The 22,988-nt window shown below is 72.0% G+C and carries 17 protein-coding genes; 6 read left to right on the forward strand and 11 right to left on the reverse strand.

Annotated elements, in window-relative coordinates; translation table 11 throughout:
- Window positions 1-86 precede the first annotated feature (86 nt).
- The 4 genes from ABT354_RS15810 to ABT354_RS15825 form a co-directional block, all read right to left on the reverse strand.
- Window positions 87-1,388, reverse strand: coding sequence for a cytochrome P450 family protein (locus ABT354_RS15810; protein ID WP_502983425.1), 1,302 nt, complete (start codon window positions 1,386-1,388; stop codon window positions 87-89).
- 96 nt (window positions 1,389-1,484) lie between these two features.
- The gene (locus tag ABT354_RS15815; protein ID WP_351493869.1) at window positions 1,485-2,519 is read right to left on the reverse strand and encodes a nucleoside triphosphate pyrophosphohydrolase; all 1,035 of its coding nucleotides are present in this window, start codon (window positions 2,517-2,519) and stop codon (window positions 1,485-1,487) included.
- A 20-nt stretch (window positions 2,520-2,539) separates the two neighbouring features.
- The gene (locus ABT354_RS15820; protein WP_351493871.1) at window positions 2,540-3,193 is read right to left on the reverse strand and encodes a SurA N-terminal domain-containing protein; all 654 of its coding nucleotides are present in this window, start codon (window positions 3,191-3,193) and stop codon (window positions 2,540-2,542) included.
- A 183-nt stretch (window positions 3,194-3,376) separates the two neighbouring features.
- The gene (locus ABT354_RS15825; protein ID WP_351493873.1) at window positions 3,377-3,850 is read right to left on the reverse strand and encodes a GtrA family protein; all 474 of its coding nucleotides are present in this window, start codon (window positions 3,848-3,850) and stop codon (window positions 3,377-3,379) included.
- A 305-nt stretch (window positions 3,851-4,155) separates the two neighbouring features.
- Between ABT354_RS15825 and ABT354_RS15830 the strand changes: the two genes are divergently transcribed.
- Window positions 4,156-5,652: an FG-GAP-like repeat-containing protein gene (locus tag ABT354_RS15830; RefSeq protein ID WP_351493875.1), complete on the forward strand. Its 1,497-nt coding sequence runs from the start codon at window positions 4,156-4,158 to the stop codon at window positions 5,650-5,652.
- Between the two features lie 51 nt (window positions 5,653-5,703).
- On the opposite strand, the gene ABT354_RS15835 is transcribed toward ABT354_RS15830, so the two are convergent.
- The 3 genes from ABT354_RS15835 to ABT354_RS15845 all read right to left on the reverse strand — a co-directional run bounded on the left by ABT354_RS15835 (window position 5,704) and on the right by ABT354_RS15845 (window position 10,345).
- Complete coding sequence (locus tag ABT354_RS15835; protein ID WP_351493877.1) at window positions 5,704-7,281, reverse strand: serine/threonine-protein kinase; 1,578 nt, start codon at window positions 7,279-7,281, stop codon at window positions 5,704-5,706.
- The gene (locus ABT354_RS15840; protein ID WP_351493879.1) at window positions 7,278-7,868 is read right to left on the reverse strand and encodes a hypothetical protein; all 591 of its coding nucleotides are present in this window, start codon (window positions 7,866-7,868) and stop codon (window positions 7,278-7,280) included. The genes ABT354_RS15835 and ABT354_RS15840 overlap by 4 nt, the downstream gene beginning before the upstream one ends.
- A 395-nt stretch (window positions 7,869-8,263) precedes the next feature.
- The gene (locus ABT354_RS15845) at window positions 8,264-10,345 is read right to left on the reverse strand and encodes an N-6 DNA methylase (protein WP_351494101.1); all 2,082 of its coding nucleotides are present in this window, start codon (window positions 10,343-10,345) and stop codon (window positions 8,264-8,266) included.
- A gap of 231 nt (window positions 10,346-10,576) precedes the next feature.
- Between ABT354_RS15845 and ABT354_RS15850 the strand changes: the two genes are divergently transcribed.
- Complete coding sequence (locus tag ABT354_RS15850) at window positions 10,577-11,458, forward strand: DUF4352 domain-containing protein (RefSeq protein ID WP_351493881.1); 882 nt, start codon at window positions 10,577-10,579, stop codon at window positions 11,456-11,458.
- Between the two features lie 157 nt (window positions 11,459-11,615).
- On the opposite strand, the gene mfd is transcribed toward ABT354_RS15850, so the two are convergent.
- Window positions 11,616-15,161, reverse strand: coding sequence for a transcription-repair coupling factor (mfd, locus tag ABT354_RS15855; protein ID WP_351493883.1), 3,546 nt, complete (start codon window positions 15,159-15,161; stop codon window positions 11,616-11,618).
- Window positions 15,162-15,393: 232 nt separating this feature from the next.
- Here mfd and ABT354_RS15860 point away from each other — a divergent pair, with 232 nt between their 5' ends.
- The gene (locus ABT354_RS15860) at window positions 15,394-15,960 is read left to right on the forward strand and encodes a SigE family RNA polymerase sigma factor (protein ID WP_351493885.1); all 567 of its coding nucleotides are present in this window, start codon (window positions 15,394-15,396) and stop codon (window positions 15,958-15,960) included.
- Between the two features lie 71 nt (window positions 15,961-16,031).
- Here the strand turns inward: ABT354_RS15860 and ABT354_RS15865 are convergent, their stop codons facing one another.
- Window positions 16,032-18,608 carry an ABC transporter permease gene (locus tag ABT354_RS15865; RefSeq protein ID WP_351493887.1) on the reverse strand — a complete coding sequence of 859 codons (2,577 nt, stop codon included), beginning with the start codon at window positions 18,606-18,608 and terminating at the stop codon, window positions 16,032-16,034.
- Entirely contained in the window at window positions 18,605-19,375 is a 771-nt protein-coding gene (locus tag ABT354_RS15870) for an ABC transporter ATP-binding protein (protein WP_351494103.1), read from the reverse strand. The genes ABT354_RS15865 and ABT354_RS15870 overlap by 4 nt, the downstream gene beginning before the upstream one ends.
- Before the next feature lie 400 nt (window positions 19,376-19,775).
- On the opposite strand from ABT354_RS15870, the gene ABT354_RS15875 reads away from it, so the two are divergent.
- The 3 genes from ABT354_RS15875 (at window position 19,776) to ABT354_RS15885 (ending at window position 22,323) form a co-directional block, all read left to right on the forward strand.
- On the forward strand, window positions 19,776-21,362 hold the full coding sequence (locus ABT354_RS15875; protein WP_502983426.1) for an MFS transporter: 1,587 nt from the start codon (window positions 19,776-19,778) through the stop codon (window positions 21,360-21,362).
- Between the two features lie 130 nt (window positions 21,363-21,492).
- Window positions 21,493-21,801 carry a hypothetical protein gene (locus tag ABT354_RS15880; protein ID WP_351493889.1) on the forward strand — a complete coding sequence of 103 codons (309 nt, stop codon included), beginning with the start codon at window positions 21,493-21,495 and terminating at the stop codon, window positions 21,799-21,801.
- 189 nt (window positions 21,802-21,990) lie between these two features.
- Complete coding sequence (locus ABT354_RS15885; RefSeq protein WP_351493891.1) at window positions 21,991-22,323, forward strand: hypothetical protein; 333 nt, start codon at window positions 21,991-21,993, stop codon at window positions 22,321-22,323.
- A 15-nt stretch (window positions 22,324-22,338) separates the two neighbouring features.
- On the opposite strand, the gene ABT354_RS15890 is transcribed toward ABT354_RS15885, so the two are convergent.
- Window positions 22,339-22,920, reverse strand: coding sequence for an XRE family transcriptional regulator (locus tag ABT354_RS15890; RefSeq protein WP_351494107.1), 582 nt, complete (start codon window positions 22,918-22,920; stop codon window positions 22,339-22,341).
- Window positions 22,921-22,988 lie beyond the last annotated feature (68 nt).

Raw genomic sequence — 22,988 nt, forward strand, 5'->3', positions numbered from 1 at the left:
GCCTTTCGCGAGACTGCTGAGACGGGGTGAACGTAGCCGCACTCCAACATCAGTCACAAGTCGGTGCAGCGGAGATCACGCGAACATCACGTTCCTGACGCAGCGTCATTTCCGTTGCCTCCGGGGGCGAAAGCGAACTCCACGGGCAGGGTTCGAAGCCCCCTCATGATCAAGCCACCGCGCCAGCGCATTTCGGACGGATCAACCGCGAGCCGCAGGTCGGGAAGGCGGGTGAAGAGAGCCGTCAGCGCGGTTCTGGCCTCCAGCCGGGCGAGCGGCGCGCCCAGGCAGTAGTGGATGCCATGGCCATAGCCGAGGTGTTGATTGTCACTGCGTGCCAGATCCAGCACATCGGGCCCGTCGAAGCGTTCCGGATCGCGATCGGCGGCGGCCAGCACCACCAGGACGGGATCGCCCGCGCCGATCCGCTGACCCCCGATCACCAGCGGCTCGGTGGCGAACCGCCAGGTCGCCATCTCCACCGGGCCGTCATAGCGGAGCAGCTCCTCCACCCCGGTCTCCAGCAGCGCCGTGTCCCCCTCGGCGAGGGCCCGCTGGAGGCGCTCGCGCTGAACGGGGTTGCGCAGCAGGGCGTAGGTGCCGTTGCCGATGAGGTTCACGGTGGTCTCGAAACCGGCGAAGAGCAGGATGAAGGCCATCGCGGCGGCCTCGTTCTCGGTCAGGTGCTCGCCGTGGTCGCTCGCCCGGATCAGCCCGGAGATCAGATCGTCGCCGAGGTCACCGCGCTTGCGGTGGATCAGCTCCAGCAGATAGCCGCGCATCTTCTTCACCGAGCGGGCCACCCCGCCGCGCGGGCCGCCGCCGTGCCGGATCATCATTCCGGCCCAGTCCCGGAAGTCGTCCTGGTCCTCCGGCGGGACACCGAGCAGATCGCAGATGGCGTAGATCGGCAGCGGGAAGGCGAACTCATGGATGAGGTCCGCCTCGCCCTTGCCGGCGAAGCCGTCGATCAGCCGGTCCGTCAGCTCCTCCACCCGGGGGGCGAAGGCGGCCACCCGGCGCGGGGTGAACGCCTTGGAGACCAGCCGCCGCAGCCGGGTGTGGTCCGGCGGGTCGATATTGAGCAGATGGGTCATCAGCTCGGCCTTGCGCTCCCCCGGGATACCCGTCCGGCCCCGGGCGTGCGCGGGCTCGTCGTGGTGCGCCGGGTTCTTGGAGAGCCGCTGGTCGGCGAGGGCCTGGCGGGCGTCGGCGTACCGGGTGACCAGCCAGGCGTCGACCCCGCTGGGGAGGCGGGTGCGGTGGACGGGCGCATGCTCGCGGAGCCAGGCGTAGGCGGGGTACGGATCGGTGGCGAACTCCCAGGTGAAGAGTTCGGGCGCGGGGGAAAGAGGGGTCTCGCTCACCCTTCGACGGTATCCGGACATGCCGGAGCCCTTCTGGTGTGCCCGGCCCCGTACCGAAAGCGGCCGTACCGCGCTTAACGGAATTAACCGCTCCGGCAACCCGCGGGCGGGGCGGGGTCAGCCGCCGGACGGGCCGGTCCCCTCCGCCTCAGCAGCCTCAGGGACCTCAGGGGCCCCGTCGCCCCCGCCCGTCTCCGCCGCGCGGATGGCGGCCCGGTAGGCGCGCGCCGAGGCCCGCAGGGCGGACTCCGGGTCCACCCCCTCCTCGGCGGCGCGGGCGGCCAGCGCCAGCAGGGTGTCGCCCACGCCCCCGCCCTGCGGCAGCGGCACCGCGATCCCCGCCGTACGGGCCCGGGCGGCCAGCTTCGCCGCGAGCGCCAGCGCGGGCTGTCCCGGCGGCACCCCGTCGGTCACCGACTCCCGGCCCTTCTCCTCCGCCTTGGTCCGCAGCCAGAGGGCGCGCACCTCCTCCGGCGTCTCCGCGTGCTCCTCGCCGAAGACATGCGGATGCCGGTGGATCAGCTTCTCCACGATGGTGGCGGCCACATCGTCCACGGAGAACGGCGTCTCGGGGTCCTCCTCCGCGATCCGCGCGTGGAAGACGACCTGGAGGAGGACGTCCCCCAGCTCCTCCCGCAGCTCGTCGCGGTCGCCGTCCTCGATCGCCTCGACCAGCTCGTACGCCTCCTCGATGGCGTACTTGGCCAGCTCCTCATGGGTGCGCCCGGCCGACCAGGGGCACTCGGCGCGGATCCGGTCCATCACCTGGACCAGGTCGAGGAGCCGGCTGCCGGGCAGATCGTAGGCGCCGGGCAGCAGCTCCAGATCGGGCATCCGCTCCCGCCCGGACCCGGCGAGCCGGGCGAGGCCGTCGGTGAGGGCCCGGTCGCCCTCGCCCGCGGCGAGCACCACCACGGTCGCCCCCGTCGTGACACAGGCGTCCACCAGCTCCCGGGCGGTGGGCGCGGCGGTCTCCACCGCGATCCCGGCCTCCCGGAGATAGGGCAGCTGGGGGTGGTCCGGGTCGGCGCAGAGCACCCGCCCCGCTTCCCGCAGGGTCTGCCACGCGGGCCAGGAGAGCAGCCCGGGGGCCACCCGGTGGCTGGCGGTGAGCAGGACGATACGGCCGGTGGCGGGGGTGCTGGTGGTCACCCCCCGAACCTACCTCCCCGTCATGCGCCGGTGGGCGGGGCGGCCTGCGGCTGCTGGGTGCGCTGCTTGATCCACGGGGCCCGGTAGTCGCCGAGCTGGAGCTGGCGGTTGTCCCAGCGGCCGAAGCGCGGGTTGACGTCGATGTCGAGGGCCTTGCCCGCGGTGACGAAGGCGCGGTTCAGCCGCTCCTGGTCGGCGGGGGTGTTGGCGGGGCCGAGCGACTGGGCCAGCTTGCCGATGAGCAGCTCCCGCCGCAGGGCGTCGTCCAGCCGGTCGGGGGCGACCCCGCGCTCCTGGAGATAGGAGGCCTGGAGCCGGGCCTCGCCGCCCGCCTGCTGGGCGAGACCGGCCCGGGTCTGCTGGATCTCCTTACGGGTGACACCCACCCCGGCGTCGGCCGCGGCGCGCTCCACCACCCGGTCGACGATCAGGTCGTAGAGCTTGGCCCGGCTGAGCTGTCCGCTGTCCTTGACGAGCTGCGCGGTCTCGGGGGAGCGCTGCTGCGCCGCCCGGACCCGCTTGGCCTCGGCCTGCACGGTGGAGACCTCGATCCGCTCCCCGCCGACCAGGGCCGCGGCGCCGGGCCGGGCCTCGGAGCCACAGGCGGCGACGAGGGGTGTGGCGAGAAGCAGCGCGGTGGACGCGACGATCGCGGTGCGACGGCGGCGGTGCAAAGGACCCTCCCGGCAGCTGATGATTGTGCGGTGGTTCACAAAGACCTGCGGTGCTGATGGTAGGCAGTGCGGCCGGGTCGGGGCCACCACTTCGCCCGTACTGATTCCGATCAGGGGACCCCGACCCCCAAAAGCCACAGCAGCCTCGGAAGCCGGGGGAGCCATACGGGGATCGGACGGGGATCAGACGGATATCGCCCCGGCGTCGGACTCGGCCTCGCGCTCCGTGGCGGACGGGGGGCGTCCGGCGGTACGGGGGGCGGCACCGGCCGCGGTACGGGCGGGCTCCGGGCGCAGCATGATCGTGCGGGAGACCAGGAAGGTGACCGGGATGGCCGCGGCGGCGGCGATCAGCGGCGCGTACCGGTCCCCGAACTCCAGGACGTCCACCAGCAGGTAGACCCCGGCGGTGGTGAGGACGAAGTTGGCCGCGTTGGTGAGCGGGAAGAGCAGGAACTTCCGCCAGGTGGGCCGGGTCCGGTAGGTGAAGTAGGAGGTGAGGAAGAAGGATCCGACCATGCTCAGCGCGAACGCGGCGACATGTGCGGCCACATAGGGGAGCCGGAGCAGGAAGAGCAGGTAGAGGCCGTAGTAGGTGGCGGTGTTCACCGCCCCCACCAGGGCGAAGCGGATCAGCTGCCCCCGTACTGCGCTCATGCGGTGCGGCTCCCCGTGCGGGCGCGTACGGGTGTACGCGCGGTTGCGCGGACCTCCGGCGGTCGGTGCGGATGCCCGCGTTCCGGACGGATGCCCGGCGGTCGGTGCGGTCGTCCCCAGCGTGACACACCCGGGGGCACTCCTCCGCGCCAGTCCAGTACGCGTCATTTTTCCGGCTGATAAGCAACACAACGCTTCTCCCGTCACACCAGTCACATCTGTCACATCGGTGGACTCCGCCGAACGTGTGGACTCCGTGGACCGGAGGCCGCACGTCATCCAGCCGCAGATCCGAAAGGCTGAACATGACGAACCGACTGGCCCGCGGGCCGGTACTCGCCGCCGCGGCCATGGCCGTGGCCGCTCTCACCGCACCGCTGGCCATCGCCGCCCCCGTCGAGGCGCCGAAGAAGAAGAGCACCGCCGCCCAGCAGCACGACTTCAACGGCGACGGCGTGCGCGATCTCGCCGTCGCGGTGCCGGGCGGCGCCGCCGGCGCCGTCCAGAAGGCCGGGGCCGTCTCCGTCCTCTACGGCTCGAAGACCCAGCCGGTGAACACCAAGCGCCAGGTCGTCCACCAGGACACCGCGGGCGTCCCCGGGACCGCCGCCGCCGGTGACCGCTTCGGCTCCGTGGTCGCCTCCGGTGACCTCGACCGGGACGGTTACGCGGACCTCGTGGTCTCCGCCGCCCGCGACACCCTCGCCGCCGACCGGCGCAACGCGGGCTCGCTCACCGTCTTCTGGGGCGGCGCCCAGGGCCTCTCGGGCGGGGCGACCCTCGCCGAGGGCGGCCGTGACCACGCCCAGCTCGGCGACGCGCTCACCGTGGGCGACTTCGACGGCGACGGCGACCAGGATGTGGCCGTCTCCGTGAACGAGGGTGCGGTACGGGTGCTCTCCGGGCCCTTCGGCCGCGACGGCTCCGCCACCTCCTCCACCGTGCTCAACGAGATCGGCGACCCGTACCGGATCACCGATCTGGCCGCCGGGGACGTCAACGGCGACGGCCGGAGCGACCTGGTCGCCGCCCGCTACGACAGCGCTCTCTACGAGTACCCGGAGACGGCCGTCTGGACGGGCACCGCCCAGGGCCTCAACACCACGCCGAAGCTGGTGAAGACCGCCGATCTGAACCTCCAGGGCGGCGAGAACCTCGATGTCGGCGATGTGAACAAGGACGGCTTCGCCGATATCGTCGTCGGCCGCTACGACTTCCGCGAGTACGACATCGAGGGCGGCAAGGGCGGCCGGATCATCTTCTACCCGGGCTCCGCGAGCGGCCCCGTGGGATCGAAGGCGTTCGCGCTGACCCAGGACAGCCCCGGCGTGCCGGGCACCGCCGACTTCGGTGACAACTTCGGCTCCGGGGTCTCCGTGGCCGATGTCAACGGCGACGGCTATGCCGATGTCTCCGCCGGCATCCCGGGCAAGAAGGTCGGACCCGACGCGGGCTCCGGGGCCGTGATGGTCCTGCGCGGCGCCGCCAAGGGCCCGGTCGCCGCCGGGGCGACCGTCTTCCACCAGGACACCACCGGTGTCCCCGGCGACGCCGAGGCGAAGGACGAGTTCGGCTTCGCCACCGCCCTGACCGACCTGAACGGCGACAACCGGCCCGAGCTGGCGGTCGGCGGCCCCGGCGAGAACAACCGGGCCGGCTCGGTCTGGCTGCTCCAGGGCGGCACGGCCGGCCCGTCGGCGACCGGCTCGCTCGTCCTCGGCCACGGCGGTGTCGGCACCGACGCCTTCCCCGGCAGCGAGCTGGGCAACGGCTTCGGCAACGCCAGCTCCTACCGGCGTTGATCCCCTGCGGCGCGCCCGCCGGGCATCGTGCACATCACGGCATCGCGCACGTCACGGCGTCAGGAACCGCCCCTGGTGGTCCAGGGCGCGCCGCAGCTCACCCGTGAGCGGGTGATACGGGCCGTAGCGGCGCTCGGCGTCGTACAGCAGTGACTGGAGCTGGCTCCGGCCGCCCGTCTGGTCGCCCAGGGCCAGCAGCAGGGTGCCGATCCGGTGGCGGATGTCGAACGCCCGCGCCGGGTCGGCACCGCCCTGGTGGTACGGGAGCAGCGCCCGGTACTCGGCGAGGGCGGCGGCGGGCTGGCCCAGCTGCTCCAGACAGTGGGCGGCGTCGTACCGGAACTGGAGCACCTGCGGATCGGCCGCGCCCGCCTCGGCGGTCCGGTCCTCGGCGAGCCGCCGCAGCTCGGGCAGGGCCCGGCGGTACTGCCCGTCGTCCAGCAGGGTGCTGGCGTACTGCTTGCGCAGGATCCGTACGACGGGGGAGTTCTCGCCGTGCTCGGCGGCGGCGGCCGGGAGGATCCCGCCGAGGATGTCCACGGCCTGGGTGATGCCGCCCTCCCCGAGCAGGCGTTTGACCTCGTCCACGGCGGCGGCCACATCGACCCGGGCGGCCGGCCGCGGCACGGCGGGCGCGGGCGCCGGGACCGGGACCTGCCCGGTCGTCGTACGGACGGCGGCGGGGGCGGCCCGGTCCGGCCAGGGGGCGAAGGGCCGGCGGAAGGGCCGCGCGGGATCGAGCGGGCGGGAGGCCGCCGGTGCCGATGGCTCCCGGGGGTCACCGCCCGTGCCGCGCGGGGGCAGCAGCGGCTCCAGCGCCCCGTACACCTCCAGCGCCCCCGACGGCCGGTGCTGCGGGTCCTTGGCGAGCAGCCGCAGCACCAGCGCCTCCAGCGCCTCGGGTATCTCGGGCCGCATCCGGCGCACCGGCACCGGCGGCTCGTACAGATGCCGGTGGAGCACCCCGAGGGCGGTGGACCCGGCGAAGGGGACCTCTCCGCTGAGGAGTTCATGGAGCAGCACCCCGAGGGCGTACAGATCGGTGTACGGGCCGACCGCGCCGCCCAGGGCCTGTTCGGGAGCCATGTACGCGGGGCTGCCGATGGGGGAACCGGTATGCGTGAGCCGGGTGGTGTCGCTGTCGATGACCGAAGCGACCCCGAGGTCCAGCACGGTGACCGTGCCGTCCGGCTTGACCATCACATTGCGGGGCTTGAGATCACGGTGGACGATCGGCACCGCGTGCACGGCGGCGAGCACGGCGCAGAGCTGGGCGGCGACGGAGACCGCCCAGGGCCAGGGGTAGGGCTCGTGCTCGGCGAGATGGTCGGCGAGGTCGGCGCCCTCGACGTACTGCATCACCAGATAGAGGTCGTCGCCGTCGCCGCCCGCGTCATGGACGGTGACCAGACCGGGGTGGGAGACCTGGGCGGTCACCCGGCACTCCCGGAGGAACCGGCGGCGCATCTCGTCGGCGGCGGTGGCGGCGGCCATCCGGTCGGGGCGCAGCAGTTTCACGGCGACCCGGCGGTCGAGGCGCCGGTCGTACGCCGTCCACACCTGGCCCATGCCGCCCTGGCCGATGATGCCGGAGAGTTCGTACCGGTCCGCGATGACCCGCCCGTTCACCGGCCCTGCTCCCTGCGGAGATAGTCGCTCAGCTCGTCGAGTTCGGCACGGACCTGGTCGATACGGGGGGTCTCACCGCCCGGGCGCGGGGCCGGTGCGGTGTACGGGGAGGGGGCACCGTAGCCGGGTACGGGCGGCGGCGGCTGCGGATAGCCGTAGGCGGGGGGAGCGGTGGGCACGGTGGGCGGGCCGTACCCGGGCGGTGGCGCGGGCCGCTGGAAGTGGCGGATGTCGGCCACCAGATAGTGGACGGGGATCCCGATCGCCATCGCCACCATCGTCCAGATCGCCACCAGGTCCAGCCCGGACGCCACATCCGGCTCCTTCGGCTCGCCCTTCGGCGGGTCGGGCTGCTCGCCGAACTCGGCCACGACGACGAAGAACGTCACCGCGAGGACCAGGCTCGCCCAGAAGAGCACCCAGTCCAGGGGGCGCTTGCGCAGCACCGCGACCCGCAGCATGGCGGCCCAGGCGAGGGTGCCGAGGCTGATGAGGGAGAGCAGCACGAAGAGTCCGCGCAGCGCGAAGAGCGTCGCGGTGGCCGGCCGACGGCCGGGCTGTGGCTGGGCGAGGCCGGCGCCGTGCAATCTCTGCTCCTTGGCCTGGGGACGGGGGGATGAGCGTATCCATTGCGCTGTGCTTTCAGCCCACGTGCCGCCCAAGTCCCGCGCCACCTCGGGCGGACGTCGGGGGCCAGCCCCCGAACCCCCGCTCCTCAATCGCCGGAGGGGCTTATTTTGTCCACCTCGGGCACTCGCTCAGGCAGAAATGCCCGTTTCCAGCCCCTTGGAGGTCCCCCCGGACGAAGTCTGGGGGGAGATTGAGGACGGACCCGAGCCCGGGCCCTGGCCCCAGGGAACCCGGCCTCGCCGGCATTTGAGGCGCGGGGGCCTCAAAAATCAGCCTCGCCGGCGTTTGAGGCGCGGGGTTCGGGGCTGGCCCCGACGTCTGCCCGAGCCGACTCGGGGAACCTGGCGAAGGTTCAGCTCGGGGGGATCGTGCCCGACGTGAGGCCGTCGAAGAGGCCCTGGACCAGCTGTTCCCCGAGCCTGCCTGCAAGGCGCACCGCGTCCTCGAACGCCGCCAGCGTGCGGAACCGCTCCCCGTACCGCCGCTGCTCCCCCAGCGGGAGCCTCGGCAGCTGAAGCCGCCGCACATCCAGCCGCGTCGCCGTCGACGCATGACTGCTCGCCTGCCGGGTGTTCGCCGTCCCCCGCAGAAACCCCGCCAGGAACCACGGGTCGAGCGCCTCCGGATCGGGCCGGAGGAGATGGAGCCCCCGCCCGAGCGCCGCGCCCGCCGTGGCCTCGTCGACGACCCGGACGACGGAGGAGCCGCCGAGGACGGGGACGACGACATCCCCGGGCGCGAGCCGGAGCGTGGGCCCGTCGGGCCCTTCCCCGTCGGGGAGTTCACCCGAGGGCGCCGCCCCGGTGAGGACGTCCTGCTCGGTGAGGACGGCCTGGACACCGGACCCCCCGGACGCCCCGGAGACCGGGCCGGGGTGGACCGTACCCGCCGCCAGCGTCAGCGCCCCCGCACGGGCGAGTTCGCCGACGGTGGTGACGGGCCAGGCCGCCACGGGCTCCACCGGACCGGGCACCGGGGTGAGTTCGGTGGTGAGCCGGAGCGTGTCGGCGAGGTGCTCGCGGATCCTCGGCAGCTCGCCCGCCCCGGCGGCCCCCACCGGCGGCGGGACATGCCGGGCGGGGGCGAGGTCCACATCGTCGTCGAGGAGTTCGATGACGGGGACGGGTCGCCCCGCCACCCCCTCGGGCACCGGCTCCCCCGCCGCGAAGGGCCGCCACGCGTCGAGGACGGCGCCCTGGACGGCGGTCCAGTCCAGCCGGTCGCGCCCGCCCGCCGCCCCCAGGACCTCGGTGGTGTCCACGAAGAGCACCTCGGCGGCGGGAGTGGCACCAGGCGCGGGCCGGCCGAGCACCCACAGCTGAAGGGGGATGCCATAGGGCGGCGCGGCTCCGGCGGGCAGGGCGACGACGGCCCGCAGCGCGCCCCGCCGCAGCAGCCCGGCACGGACCCGGCGGCCGGAGCGGCGGGAGGCGGCGGCCGGGGGCATCAGCACCACGGCGGTGCCACCGGGCCGCAGCCGGGCCAGCGCGTGCTGGACCCAGGCGAGTTCGGACTCGGTCCGGGCGGGGAGCCCGTACTCCCAGCGGGGGTCGTAGGCGAGTTCGTCGTGCCCCCAGTTGCGCTCGTTGAACGGGGGGTGGAGCAGCACGGTGTCGGCCTCGGCGCCGGGGAAGGCGTCGGCGCGCAGCGCGTCGCCGACCCGGGCGCGGACGGCGGCGTCGGTGCCGAGGGCGAGCCGGAGCGCGGCGAGCGGGGTCAGATCGGGGTCGGTGTCCTGGGCGAGCAGGGTGCCGGGGCTGCCCGCCGCCGCGAGCAGCGCTCCGGCCCCGGCGGCCGGGTCGAGCACGGTGGCGCCCTCGGCGGGGTCGGCGAGCGCGGCCATCAGCGCGGCCGGTCCGGGCGGGGTGAGGGTGTACTGGCGGAGGTTGGCGTCGAGGTAGCGGCCGTAGAGGAACTCATAGGCGGTACGGGGGCCGAGTTCCCCGGCGAGCCGTCCGGCGGCGCGGAGCAGCGGCATGGGCCCGGGGGCGGGCCGGCCCGCGGCGGGCAGCGCGGTGTGCAGCAGGGCGGTGCGGTCGTCGCCGAAGCGGGCGGTGAGGACCTGCTCCAGGGCGGTGGGGAGGAGTTCGGCCATCCGGGAGTCGGAGCCCTCGGTCAGCTCCTCCCAGAGGGCGGGCCGGGCCTGGACGATCAGAAGCGCGCAGCCGACGCGCGCCAGGGCGGCCGGGGCGGTGTCGGGGTGGTCGGCGATCTGCTGCCAGAGGCGTTCCCGGAGCGGGACCTCGGCGAGCTTGCCCTGCTCCCGGAGCCAGCGTTCGACCTCGGCGAGGGCGAAGGAGGGGCTGGTCTCGGTGCCCCCGACGGGCTTGGGGAAGTCGGGGTGGCGGCGGCGCCAGTTGCTGACCGCCGCGCGTCCGACCCCCGCGAGCCGGGCGATCCCGGCCGCGGTCACCTCACTTGCGTTCTCCGGCACCCGCCCGCCTCCGTGCTCCATGTCCATGCTGCGCCGTGTCCGCTGGTCAGGGACGTCCATGTGCGGTCGAGCATAGCGCGGCGCCATCGAGAACCGACTTCACAGCACAGGAGAATCCGATCTCGTGAACTCTTGTTGACTCGGTTCACAGCTCATGCTCTCATTGACCCAACACCACGGGGGGCTCTCAGCGGGGCCCGATCACGCCGCATGTCCGGGAGGGCACCACTCATGTCCCACTCCACCCACCAGCAGCCGCACGACCCCTATGGACAGCAGGGCCAGCAGGGGTACGGGCACCAGCCCCCGTACCAGCCGCCGCGTCCGATGCGGAACGGACTGGGCACCGCCGCCCTGGTGCTGGGACTGATCGGCACCATCTCCGGACTGATCCCGCTGCTCTTCTGGCTGGGCGGCACCCTCGGTCTGATCGCCCTGATCCTGGGCCTCAGCGGCCGGGGCCGGGTCAAGCGCGGTGAGGCCGGCAACAAGAAGGTGGCCACCATCGGCGCCCTGTTCGGGCTGATCGCGATGGTCGCCGGGGTCATCGGCGCGGTGATCACCTTCAAGGCGGTGGACGACGCCGTGGACGAGATCGACAAGGCCACCAGCGGGGTGTCGGCCTCCAAGGAGCCCGGCCAGGACAGCTCCCGGTCCCAGGGGAAGAGCAAGAACAAGGGGAAGAAGGGGAAGGGGAGCGGCGGCACGGGAGGCGGCGCGTCCGACACCCTCGGCGCGGGCGACACCGCCGCCTACCCCGACGGCCTCAAGGTGACCGCGAGCACCGCCGAGCCGTTCACCCCGAACGAGTACGCCGCCGGCCACACCAAGGGCAACAAGGCGTACCGGATCACCGTCACCGTCCAGAACACCGGCGACAAGACCTATGAGTCCGCCCTGCTGATGGCCGAGGCACGGGCCGGCGCCGACGGGGTCACCGCCGAGCAGATCTTCGACGACACGGTCGGCGACGGCATGTCCGGGAATCTGGCCCCCGGCAAGAAGGCCACCGTCTCCTACGGCTTCGACGCCCCCGCCGACGCCGAGGAGCTGACCCTGGAGATCACCCCCGGCTTCGAGCACGACCCCACCCAGTGGGAGCTGGCCCTCTGAGCACCGCCGCCCGCCCACCGGGGGGACGGTGGACGGGCGGCGGCACACCGGCCCCGGCCTCGGGAACCGTCATCGACGGATCCCCCGGCCGGGGCCTCCCTATTCACAGGCCCTGGAAGCCTCGGGACGCTCAGGGCCCTCGGAGGTCTGGAAGGTCTCAGGAACCGAGCACCGTGGTCAGGAACTCCCCGGTCCAGGCCAGCAGCTCCCGGCCCACCACCGGCTTCCCGCCGATCTTCCCCGAGGTGGGCCGGGGCACCAGCACCTGACCCGTGGCCGCCTTCACCACCGAGCGCGGATAGAGCCGCTTCAGCCGCAGCTCCTGCGACTCCCTCAGCTCCACCGGGGCGAAGCGGACATTGCTCCCCTGGAGCACGATGTCCCCGACCCCGCAGGCCCGTGCCAGCATCCGCAGCCCGGCCACCAGCAGCAGGTTCTCCACCGGCTCCGGCAGCTTGCCGTAACGGTCGGTCAGCTCCTCCCGTACCGCCCTGATGTCCTCCTCGGTATTGGCCGAGGCGATCGAGCGGTACGCCTGGAGCCGCAGCCGCTCACCGGGGGCGTAGTCGTGCGGCACATGGGCGTCCACCGGCAGCTCGATCTTGACCTCCAGCGGCGGCTCCTCCTCCACACCGCCCTCCAGCGAGGTGCGGTAGTCGGCGACCGCCTCCCCCACCATCCGGACATACAGATCGAAGCCGACCCCCGCGATATGGCCGGACTGCTCCCCGCCCAGCAGATTGCCCGCGCCCCGGATCTCCAGGTCCTTCATCGCCACATACATGCCCGCACCCATCTCGGTGTGCTGGGCGATGGTCGCCAGCCGCTCGTGCGCGGTCTCCGTCAGCGGCTTCTCCGGCGGATAGAGGAAGTAGGCATAGCCCCGCTCCCGGCCCCGGCCCACCCGGCCCCGCAGCTGGTGCAGCTGGGAGAGGCCGAAGTTGTCACCGCGCTCCACGATCAGCGTATTGGCGTTGGAGATGTCGATCCCGGACTCCACGATCGTGGTGGAGACCAGCACATCGAACTTCTTCTCCCAGAAGTCCACCACCACCTGCTCCAGCGCCGTCTCCGACATCTGGCCGTGGGCGGTGGCGATCCGCGCCTCGGGCACGATCTCCCGCAGCCGGGCCGCCGCCCGGTCGATGGACTCCACACGGTTGTGGATATAGAAGACCTGGCCCTCCCGGAGCAGCTCCCGCCGGATCGCGGCGCCGATCTGCTTCTCCTCGTACGGGCCCACGAAGGTCAGCACCGGATGGCGCTCCTCCGGCGGGGTGGTGATGGTCGACATCTCCCGGATGCCGGTCACCGCCATCTCCAGGGTCCGGGGGATCGGCGTCGCGGACATGGTGAGCACATCGACATTGGCCCGCAGCTTCTTCAGCTGCTCCTTGTGCTCGACGCCGAAGCGCTGCTCCTCGTCCACGATGACCAGGCCCAGGTCCTTGAACTTCGTCTCGGAGGAGAAGAGCCGGTGGGTGCCGATGACGATGTCGACCGCGCCGTCCTTCAGCCCCTCCAGGGTCGCCTTGGCCTCGGTGTCGGTCTGGAAGCGGGAGAGCGCCCGGACCTTCACCGGGAACTGCCCGTACCGCTCGGAGAAGGTCCCGAAGTGCTGCTGCACCAGCAGCGTGGTGGGGACGAGGACGGCGACCTGCTTGCCGTCCTGCACCGCCTTGAAGGCGGCCCGTACCGCGATCTCGGTCTTGCCGTAACCGACATCGCCGCAGATCAGCCGGTCCATCGGAACCGTCTTCTCCATGTCCTCCTTGACCTCGGCGATGGTGGAGAGCTGATCGGGGGTCTCCACGTACGGGAAGGCGTCCTCCAGCTCCCGCTGCCAGGGGGTGTCCGGGCCGAAGGCATGGCCGGGGGCGGCCATCCGGGCCGAGTAGAGCTTGATCAGATCGGCGGCGATCTCCTTGACCGCCTTCTTCGCCCGCGCCTTGGTCTTCGTCCAGTCGGCGCCGCCGAGCCGGTGCAGGGTGGGCGCCTCACCGCCGACGTACTTGGTGATCTGCTCCAGCTGGTCGGTGGGGATGTAGAGCCGGTCCCCGGGCTGGCCGCGCTTGGCCGGGGCGTACTCCACCACCAGATACTCACGGGTCGCGCCCTGGACGGTGCGCTGCACCATCTCGATGTAGCGGCCCACCCCGTGCTGCTCGTGGACGATGTAGTCGCCGGTCTCCAGGGTGAGCGGGTCGATGGTCTTGCGGCGCCGGGTCGGCATCCGCTGGCCGTCCTTGCCCGCCGCCTTCTGGCCGGAGAGGTCCGTCTCGGTGAGGACGGCGAGCCGCAGCCCCGGTGCGGTGAACCCGTAGTCGATGGAGCCGCAGACCACCTGGACCACCGAGGCGGGGATCTCCCCGGTGCCGGTGTCCAGCCGGGCGGGGACGCCCTCGCCGCTCAGCACCTCGACGGTACGGGCGGCGGGGCCATGGGCCTCGGTGACGAAGACGGTGCGCCAGCCGTCGGCGAGCCAGCCCTTGGTGTCGGCGAGCGCCCGCGCGGTGTCGCCGCGATAGGACTCGGGGGCGTTCAGACCGAGGGTGAGGGTGTCCGTCCCCGCCAGGTCCAGCTCCTCGTCGGCGGCGAAGGGGGAGACCGACCACCACATCATGCCCAGCTCACGGGCGCGGTCCCGGACATCGGCGAGGCCCCACAGCGAGGCGGCGCCCACATCGATGGGGGCCTGGCCGTCGGCGGCCATGGCGATGGCCGCCCAGGAGGCCTGGAGGAACTCCTGGCTGGTGGCGACGAGATCGACGGAGCGGGTCCGGACCCGCTCCGGGTCGCAGACCACGGTCATGGCGCCCGCCGGGAGCACATCCAGCAGCAGCTCCATCTCGTCCACCAGCACCGGGGCCAGGGACTCCATGCCCTCCACCGCGATCCCCTCGGCGATCTTGCCCAGGAGTTCGCCCAGCTCGGGATGGTCCTCGGCCAGCGCGGCGGCACGGCGGCGGACCTCGTCGGTGAGCAGCAGCTCACGGCAGGGCGGTGCCCACAGACCGTGCTCGGCGACCTCCAGCGACCGCTGGTCGGCGATCTTGAAGTAGCGGATCTCCTCCACGTCGTCGCCCCAGAACTCCACCCGCAGGGGGTGCTCCTCGGTGGGCGGGAAGACATCCAGGATGCCGCCGCGCACGGCGAACTCACCGCGCTTCTCGACCAGCTCGACCCGGGAGTACGCGGCGGCGGCCAGCGCCTCCACGATCTCCCCGAGATCGGCCTGCTGCCCGGTGCGCAGGGCCACCGGCTCCAGGTCGCCGAGGCCCTGGACCTGCGGCTGGAGCACGGAACGGATGGGGGCGACCACCACGGAGACCGGGCCCGCCGCCGGGTCGTCGGCCGAGGGGTGGGCGAGCCGGCGGAGCACGGCGAGACGGCGGCCGACGGTGTCGGAGCGGGGGGAGAGCCGCTCATGGGGCAGGGTCTCCCAGGCGGGGTACTCGACCACGCCCTCCTCGGGGAGGAGCGAGCGCAGGGCCGCCGCCAGATCCTCGGCCTCACGGCCGGTGGCGGTGACGGCGAGCACCATACGACCGCTGTCCCGGGCCAGCGCGGCGACCGCGAAGGGGCGGGCGGCGGGCGGTCCGACCAGGTCGACATGGGGCCGGGCGCCGCCCCGGGCGGCCTCCAGCGCCTCGGTGAGCGCGGGGTCACGTACGACGGCATCGAGCAGACCGTGCAGGCTCATGAAAGGCTTTCCGTCCCGGGGTAAGAGGGGGGGATGGGGCAACGCGGTGTGGGTGAGACTGGGGGGAACGCGAAGGACCCGACACGTCTGACGGGCCGGGGGTCTCCAGCGTACGCCCGCCCGCCGGGCCGCCGCCTCCGCGACCGGGAACGGCCGGGCGCGGCCCGCCGGGGTGTCCCGGGGGTCCGCCGGGGTGTCCCGGGGGATCCCGTACCACCAGCCAGGAGCCCGTATGACCGACGAGGAGTTCGAGGAGTTCTACTCCCACTCCGTGAAACGCCTGGTCGGGCAGGTGTATCTGATGACGGGCGATCTCCATGAGGCCCAGGACGTGGTCCAGGAGGCCTTTGTCCGGGCCTGGTCGCGGCGCGCCCGGCTCCGGCGGGAGGCCGGGCCCGAGGCATGGATCCGTACGGTGGCCTGGCGGCTCGCGGTGAGCCGGTGGCGGCGGCGCGGCCGGGCGGCGGCGGCCTGGCGGGTGCGGAGCGGCGGTCTGCCGGGGTCGGCTCCCCCGCCGGACGCGGAGACGGTGGCGCTGGTGGCCGCGTTGCGGCGGCTGCCGGAGCGACAGCGGCGGGTGGCCGTTCTCCACTATGTGTGCGATCTCGGTGTCGATCAGGTCGCGGCCGAGACGGGGCTGGCGGCGGGCACGGTCAAGACGCATCTCTTCCGCGCGCGGGCGGCGCTGCGGGACCAGCTGGCCTTCCAGGAGCAGGCAGGATCCCGGCCCTGCCCTGTCCCTGTGCACGCCGGTGGCCCCGGCCGTCCCGCAGGACGACCGGGGCCACTTTCCCCGTAACAGGACGACCGGGGCCACTTTCCCCGTAACCGGATCCCCCGATCCCGTACCGGATCTTCCCCGTACCGGGGTCAGTCGGTGGCGATGGCGTTCAGGACGTTCATCCGTCCGGCGCGGAAGGCGGGGACCAGCGCGGCCAGCAGGCCCACCAGGGCGGAGCCCAGGAAGACCATGATGATCGTCGGCCAGGGGATCTCCAGGACCATCAGCCCCTCCAGCTCAAGCAGCTGCTGGGCGGAGGTGCCCCAGCCCATGCCCAGACCGAGGCCGAGGAAGGCTCCGAAGAGGGCGATGACGACGGACTCCAGGCGGATCATCCGGCGCAGCTGGCGCCGGGAGAGACCGATCGCCCGCAGCAGCCCGATCTCCCGGGTGCGCTCGACCACCGAGAGGGCCAGGGTGTTGACCACTCCGAGGATCGCGACGACGATCGCGAGGCCCAGCAGACCGTAGACGATGTTCAGCAGGCTGCCGATCTGCTCCCGCAGCTCTTCCTTGTAGTCGGTCTGGTCGCGGACCTTGTACTGGGGGTAGTCGGCGATCGTCTTCTTGAGCGCGGCGGCGGCCCGCTCCTGCTGGCCGTCCTGGGCGGCGGCCAGCACCATGAAGCTCAGCGGCAGCTTGTCGGCCGGGACGTAGGAGCGCATGGTCTCGGTGCTGATGTACTTCACACCGCTCTCCATGGCGCTCTCGTCGGAGGTGATCGCGCCGACCTTGAGCCGGGCGGTCTCCCCCTGGACGAAGGCGACCGAGAGGGTGTCCCCGACCTTGACCTTGTGCTTGGTCGCGTACTCCTCGCCGATGGTGATGGCGTTCTTGGCGTAGGCGGCGGACTGCTTGCCCTCGACCATCTCGCGGCGCAGGTCCTGGGCGTAGGTCGGGTCGGTGGCGACCAGTTCCTCCCGCACGGTGGTGCCGCCCGGGGCGGTGACCTTCGCGTTGACCAGGCGGTAGTCGGTGAGGTGCTTGATGCCCGCGGCGTCCGCCATGGCCTTGCGGGCCTGGGGCATCACCGGCTGGCCGTTGCCGCTGCTGACGATGAAGTCGGCGCCGACACTGCGGTCCAGCTCATCGGTGGCCGAGGCCACCATGGAGGAGCCGACGACGGAGAGCGCGGCGACCAGGGCGAGGCCGATCATCAGGGCGGCGCCGGTGGCGCCGGTGCGGCGGGGGTTGCGGAGCGCGTTCCGCTCGGCCATCCGGCCGACCGGGCCGAACATCCGCAGGACGACCACGCTCAGCGCCCGGACCACGACCCCGGCGAGGACCGGGCCGATGACGACAAAGCCGAGCAGGGTGAAGAAGACGCCGAGGCCGAGGTAGAGGGAGCCGTCCGCGGCCTTCTCCACCTGGGTGGTGCCCAGCAGCGCGGCGGTGCCGATACCGGTCAGCACCAGGCCGATGGCGGCGCGCTTCCAGCCGGCGCGGGCGTCCACCGGGCCGCCCGAGTCCCGCAGGGCGGCCATCGGGGAGACCTTGCCGGCGCGGCGGGCCGGGATATAGGCGGCGACGACGGTGACGACGACACCGAGGACGATGCCGGCCACCGGGGTGGTCCACTTCACCGTCAGATCGTCGGTGGAGAGGCTCATGCCGACCGCGCCCATCATCTCCATCAGCCCGATGGCGAGTCCGACACCGGCGGCGACACCGAGGACCGAGCCGACGATGCCGAGGAGCAGCGATTCCAGCAGCACGGACCGGTTGACCTGCTGACGGCTGGAGCCGATGGCCCGCATCAGACCGATCTCACGGGTGCGCTGGGCGACCAGCATGGAGAAGGTGTTGACGATGAGGAAGATGCCGACGAGGAAGGCGATCCCGGCGAAGCCGAGCATCGCGTACCGCATCACATCCAGCATCTGGCCGACTTCCTCGCGGCCCTGGTCGGCGGTCTCCTTGGCGGTGGTGAGCTTGAACGCGCCGCCGCCGAGGGCGGTGTCGACCCGCTTCTTGAGCGTCTCGTCGGCGAGGCCGTCCACGGCGGTGACATGGAGGTAGCTCAGCCGGTCGGTGGCGCCGAGCAGATACCGCTGGGCGGTGGGGGTGTCGAAGTAGAAGAGCGCGGCACCGGGGTTGGTGACCTTGAAGGAGATCAGGCCGGAGATCTTGGCGCGGTGGTCGCCGAAGGTGCCGATGACACGCACCTCGTCACCGAGGGAGAGCTTCTGCTTGTCGGCGGTCTGCTCGTCGACCATCACCTCGGTGGGGCCGCGCGGGGACTTCCCCTCGGAGATCTCCATGGCCCGCAGGTCGTTCTCGGTCCAGTTGCCGACGATGGTGGGGCCGCCGGTGGTGGGGCCGAGGTTCTTGTTCTCCGCGTCCACCACGGTGGCGTTCATGATGGAGACGGAGCCCTCGACGGACTTCACGCCCTCGACCGCGCGGACCTTCTGCACGGTCGAGGCGGGGATCGTCTCGACCTTGCCGGACTGCGGGTTCTCGTCCTCGCCGTCCTTGTCCTTCGGGGCGACGGTGACATCGGCCGAGGTGACCGCGAACAGCTTGTCGAAGGTGGTGTTCATGGTGTCGGTGAAGACGAGTGTCCCCGACACGAATGCCACGGAGAGCAGGACGGCCACCGCGGAGAGGGCCATGCGGCCCTTGTGGGCGAGGAAGTTGCGCAGGGAGGTCTTGAGCACGGTCACGAGGTACGTCCCCGGGCGTCGAAGTCCTTCATGCGGTCCAGGACCTGGTCGGCGGTGGGACGGAGCATCTCGTCCACGATCCGGCCGTCGGCGAGGTACAGCACCCGGTCGGCGTAGGAGGCGGCGACGGGGTCATGGGTGACCATGACGATGGTCTGGCCCAGCTCGTCCACCGAGCGGCGCAGGAAGCTCAGCACCTCGGCGCCGGCCCGGGAGTCGAGGTTTCCGGTGGGCTCGTCACCGAAGATGATCGCGGGCCGGGCGGCGAGGGCGCGGGCGACCGCGACCCGCTGCTGCTGGCCGCCGGAGAGCTGGGTGGGGCGGTGCTTCAGCCGCTCGGAGAGGCCCACGGTCTCCACCACGCGGTTCAGCCAGGCGGTGTCCGGCTTGCGGCCGGCTATGTCCATGGGGAGGGTGATGTTCTCCAGGGCGTTGAGCGTGGGCAGCAGATTGAACGCCTGGAAGATAAAGCCGATCCGGTCCCGGCGGAGCTGGGTGAGCTTCTTGTCCTTGAGCCCGGTGATCTCGGTGTCGTCCAGGTAGATCTGGCCGGAGGTGACGGTGTCCAGACCGGCCAGGCAGTGCATCAGGGTGGACTTGCCGGAGCCGGAGGGGCCCATGATGGCGGTGAACTGCCCCTGGTGGATGTCGACATCGACATGGTCCAGCGCGACGACCCGGGTCTCCCCGGAGCCGTACGCCTTGACGACCTGGCGTCCGCGCGCCGCGACGGCCGTCAGCCCTGCGGCTCCCCCAGGGCGGTGCATGGTCACAGGCGTAGTCACTGTATGTCTCCTCGGTCATCTCTTCAGGGGCGGCCGGAGCCGGTTCCGCAGGCGGGTCCCGGGGGCCCCGTGTGCGTTTTGAGTCTGTCGCGCCGGGCGCTCCGGCGCGCTGGTGCCCGGTGCAGTCCTGGGTGGGGGGTTATCCCCACCCCCGTGATCCGGTGTCCCCTCGTCCGCCATCAACGTACGGAGGGAGCGGTCCGCCGCACGTCGTCCCCGGGGACGAACGCCCCCTGGCCCGTACGGGGGTGAAGCCCCTAGGGGAAATCGGCTTCCCGGGCGAACGCTGTCGGGGTCACGCCCCCGGCTCGGCCCTCCCCCCGGCACGTATCCCGGTGAGAAGGTGTCCCCCGATGTGGTTGTACGACGAAGGGACCTTGTGGTGGGGGAGCGTCCAAGGCTGTCGGCGTCCGGCACGGGATCGGGACCGGAGCCGGGAGCGGCCGGTTCCACGGGGGCGACCGGGCGCCGGGGACCGGTGGTCGCCGCGCTGATGACCGGCATGGCGCTCGTCGCGCTGGACAGCACGATCATCGCCACCGCAGTCCCCCAGATCGTCGCCGACCTCGGCGGGTTCTCCGCCTTCTCCTGGCTCTTCGCGGGCTATCTGCTCGCCGTCACCGTCTCCCTCCCGGTGTACGGGAAGCTCTCCGACACCGTGGGCCGCAAGCCGGTACTGATCGTCGGCATCGTGCTCTTCCTGGCCGGTTCCCTGCTCTGCGCCCTCGCCTGGAACATGGCCTCGCTGATCGCCTTCCGGATCCTCCAGGGCCTGGGCGGCGGCGCCCTCCAGGGGACGGTGCAGACCCTCGCCGCCGATCTCTATCCGCTCAAGGAACGCCCCCGGATACAGGCACGGATCTCCACGGTGTGGGCGGTCTCGGCGGTGACGGGCCCCGCGATCGGGGGGCTGCTCGCGTCCTACGCCGACTGGCGCTGGATCTTCCTCGTCAATCTGCCGGTGGGGGCGCTCGCCCTCTGGCTGATCGTCCGCCATCTGCGCGAAACCGCCCGGGAGACGGCCCCCGCCGCCCGTACCGGGAAGGGCGCGGGGCGGCGGATCGACTGGCCGGGGGCGCTGGGCATCTTCGCGGCGGGCGCGGCCCTGATCACCGCGCTCGTCCAGGGCGGGGTCGCCTGGCCCTGGCTCTCCGCCCCCTCCCTGGCACTCCTCGGCGCGGGCGCGGGCCTGGTGGCGGCGACCGTACTGGTGGAGCGCCGGGCCGCCGAACCCATCCTGCCGGGCTGGGTCTGGCGGCGGCCCACCATCGCGGCGGTCAATCTGGCCCTGGGCGCGCTGGGGGTGCTGATGATCGCGCCCATCGTCTTTCTGCCGACGTACGCCCAGTCCGTCCTGGGGCTCGGCCCGGTGGCCGCGGGTCTGGTGCTCGAAGTGATGACCCTGAGCTGGCCGGTGAGCGCCGCGCTCTCCAACCGGCTCTACAACCGCATCGGCTTCCGCCAGACCGCCCTGATCGGCATCGGCCTGGCGGCCCTGGTCCTGGCGGCCTTCCCGCTGCTGCCGTACCCCGGATCACCCTGGCAGCCCGCCCTGCTCAGCCTGCTCCTCGGCGCCGCGCTGGGCCTCTTCCAACTCCCCCTGATCGTCGGCGTCCAGGCCACGGTCGGCTGGTCCGAACGGGGCACCGCGACCGCCTCGATCCTCTTCTACCGCCAGATAGGCCAGAGCGTGGGCGCGGCGCTCTTCGGCGCCATCGCCAACGCGACCCTGGCCGCCCGGCTCGGCGACGCGGGCGACCTGGACGCGGTCTCCCGCACCCTGGAGGAGACGGACGCCCTCCCCCCGGCCACGGCGGAGACCCTGCGCCGCGCGGTGGACGCGGCGGTGGACCATGTCTACGTGGGCGCGTCGCTGGCGGCGGTCCTCGGCTTCCTCGCCCTCCTCCTCCTGGCCCCCCGCCACTTCCCGATCCTGGACGACCCCTCACCGACCCCGGCCCGCGACTGAGCCCGTTCACCCGCCCGGGCGACTCGCCCCCGGTTCGGCAGCCGGTGCCACCGCCCGGGGCGTAGGACTTGGTGGCATGGGACTTGGCGACCGGCACCAGAGAACAACTTCATCAAGCGCCACGCCGGCCATGTGCAAGTGGTACTTCACCCTGCACCTTCAGGAGCCGCTGACACCCACTCAAGCGGACACCCTCGACGGCCTCGACCGCTTCAACGACGGTCGCATCGGCCTGGTTGAGGTGCCCGGTGTCTCGGCGAAGTTCACTTGCGTGTTCGAGGCGGAATCCCTCGCCGGGGCCATCGCGGAAGCGCTCGACTTCTTCGAGGACTTCCCCGGTGTCCTGATCCGCAGCGTGGAACTGGACTGGATCGAGCTGGCCGAGAACGGCATGTCCACCCCGTCCGTGGTCCCGGCGCCGCCGCCACTGCCCGCGTGACACCAGCGGACGGCCCCGGTCACCCGATGGCCAAGCGGGCCCTCTCGGAGACCTCGCGCGCCCCGGCGTTCGCTCCTACCGGTCGCCCCGCCGAGGACGCCGTACCAGCCCGGCCTGCGGTTGGGTCCGTTCTCCCGCGCGGGAGGCATGGCGTACCGCATCAACCCCTTCACAGAAAGCACCGGAACTGTGCGCAGCTGGCGTTTCACCCTGCACCTCCAGGGCCCGCTGACCCCGGAGCAGTCGGACACCCTGGACGTTCTGGACAGCTTCAGCGACGGGCGGATCTGCCTCGTCGCGGGGCCGGACTCGGCCGAGTTCTGGTGCTCCTTCGACGCGGAAACCCTCACCGGGGCCATCGCGGACGCATTGTGCCGATTCGAGGACTTCCCCGGGGTCCTCGTCCGCAGTGTCGAACTGGACGAGATGGCACTGGAGGACAACGGCATGGCGACCCCTTCCGTGTGCCCGCGCCGCCGCCCTTGTCCGTGTGAGACCAGCATGGTCCCACCTCCCGTGTGACGAGCGCCCGCACACCTATGCGCGCACCGGCGTCCCGCGTTCCCAGAGCTCCTCGGCGCTGTCCACGAATTGGCCGTACAGCCCTTTGCTCGCCATCCGCTTCAGATGAAACATCGGGGAATCATGGCCCACCGCGGACGCGAGGTGCGGCGTCACAAGAGCCTCCGAGTCCATGCGGAAGACGCTCAGCGAAACATGGTTCATCCCGTCCAGGTCAGCGCTGTAGCGAGCTTCCACCTCGGGAACATCGGAGAGTTTCGCAAGGTTTCCGAGCGTAATTCTGATCCTGGTGGAAACGGGAAAGGGGTTGTCCTCGACCCGCTCCCTCATCTGGGTGATCCGACCCTCCGGGTCACCCACCAGGAATCGGACACGACAGCCTTCGCCGGCCTTCCTTCGCAGGGTCTCCAGGAGTTGAGGCTGCTCGGTCCAGAGGAAGTAGTTGGTGTACCCGGCGAAAAACAGGTCGCACTGCGCCCTGTCGATCAGAGTCGTCCAGACGGACCGGGGGCAAGCGGATCTGAAGGGATACGTGGCCACGATTTCGCGATCCGGGCCAGATTTAAAGGTCTGCCTTATCTGCTTGGGCCACAGCATTTCCACGGCCACTCCTAGCTTGTCTGCCACTCGCGCCGCCGTGCGCGCATGCGGTGTTCGCGTTTCGT

It is taken from the genome of Streptomyces sp. NPDC000594, from assembly GCF_040299965.1.
GTDB lineage: Bacteria > Actinomycetota > Actinomycetes > Streptomycetales > Streptomycetaceae > Streptomyces.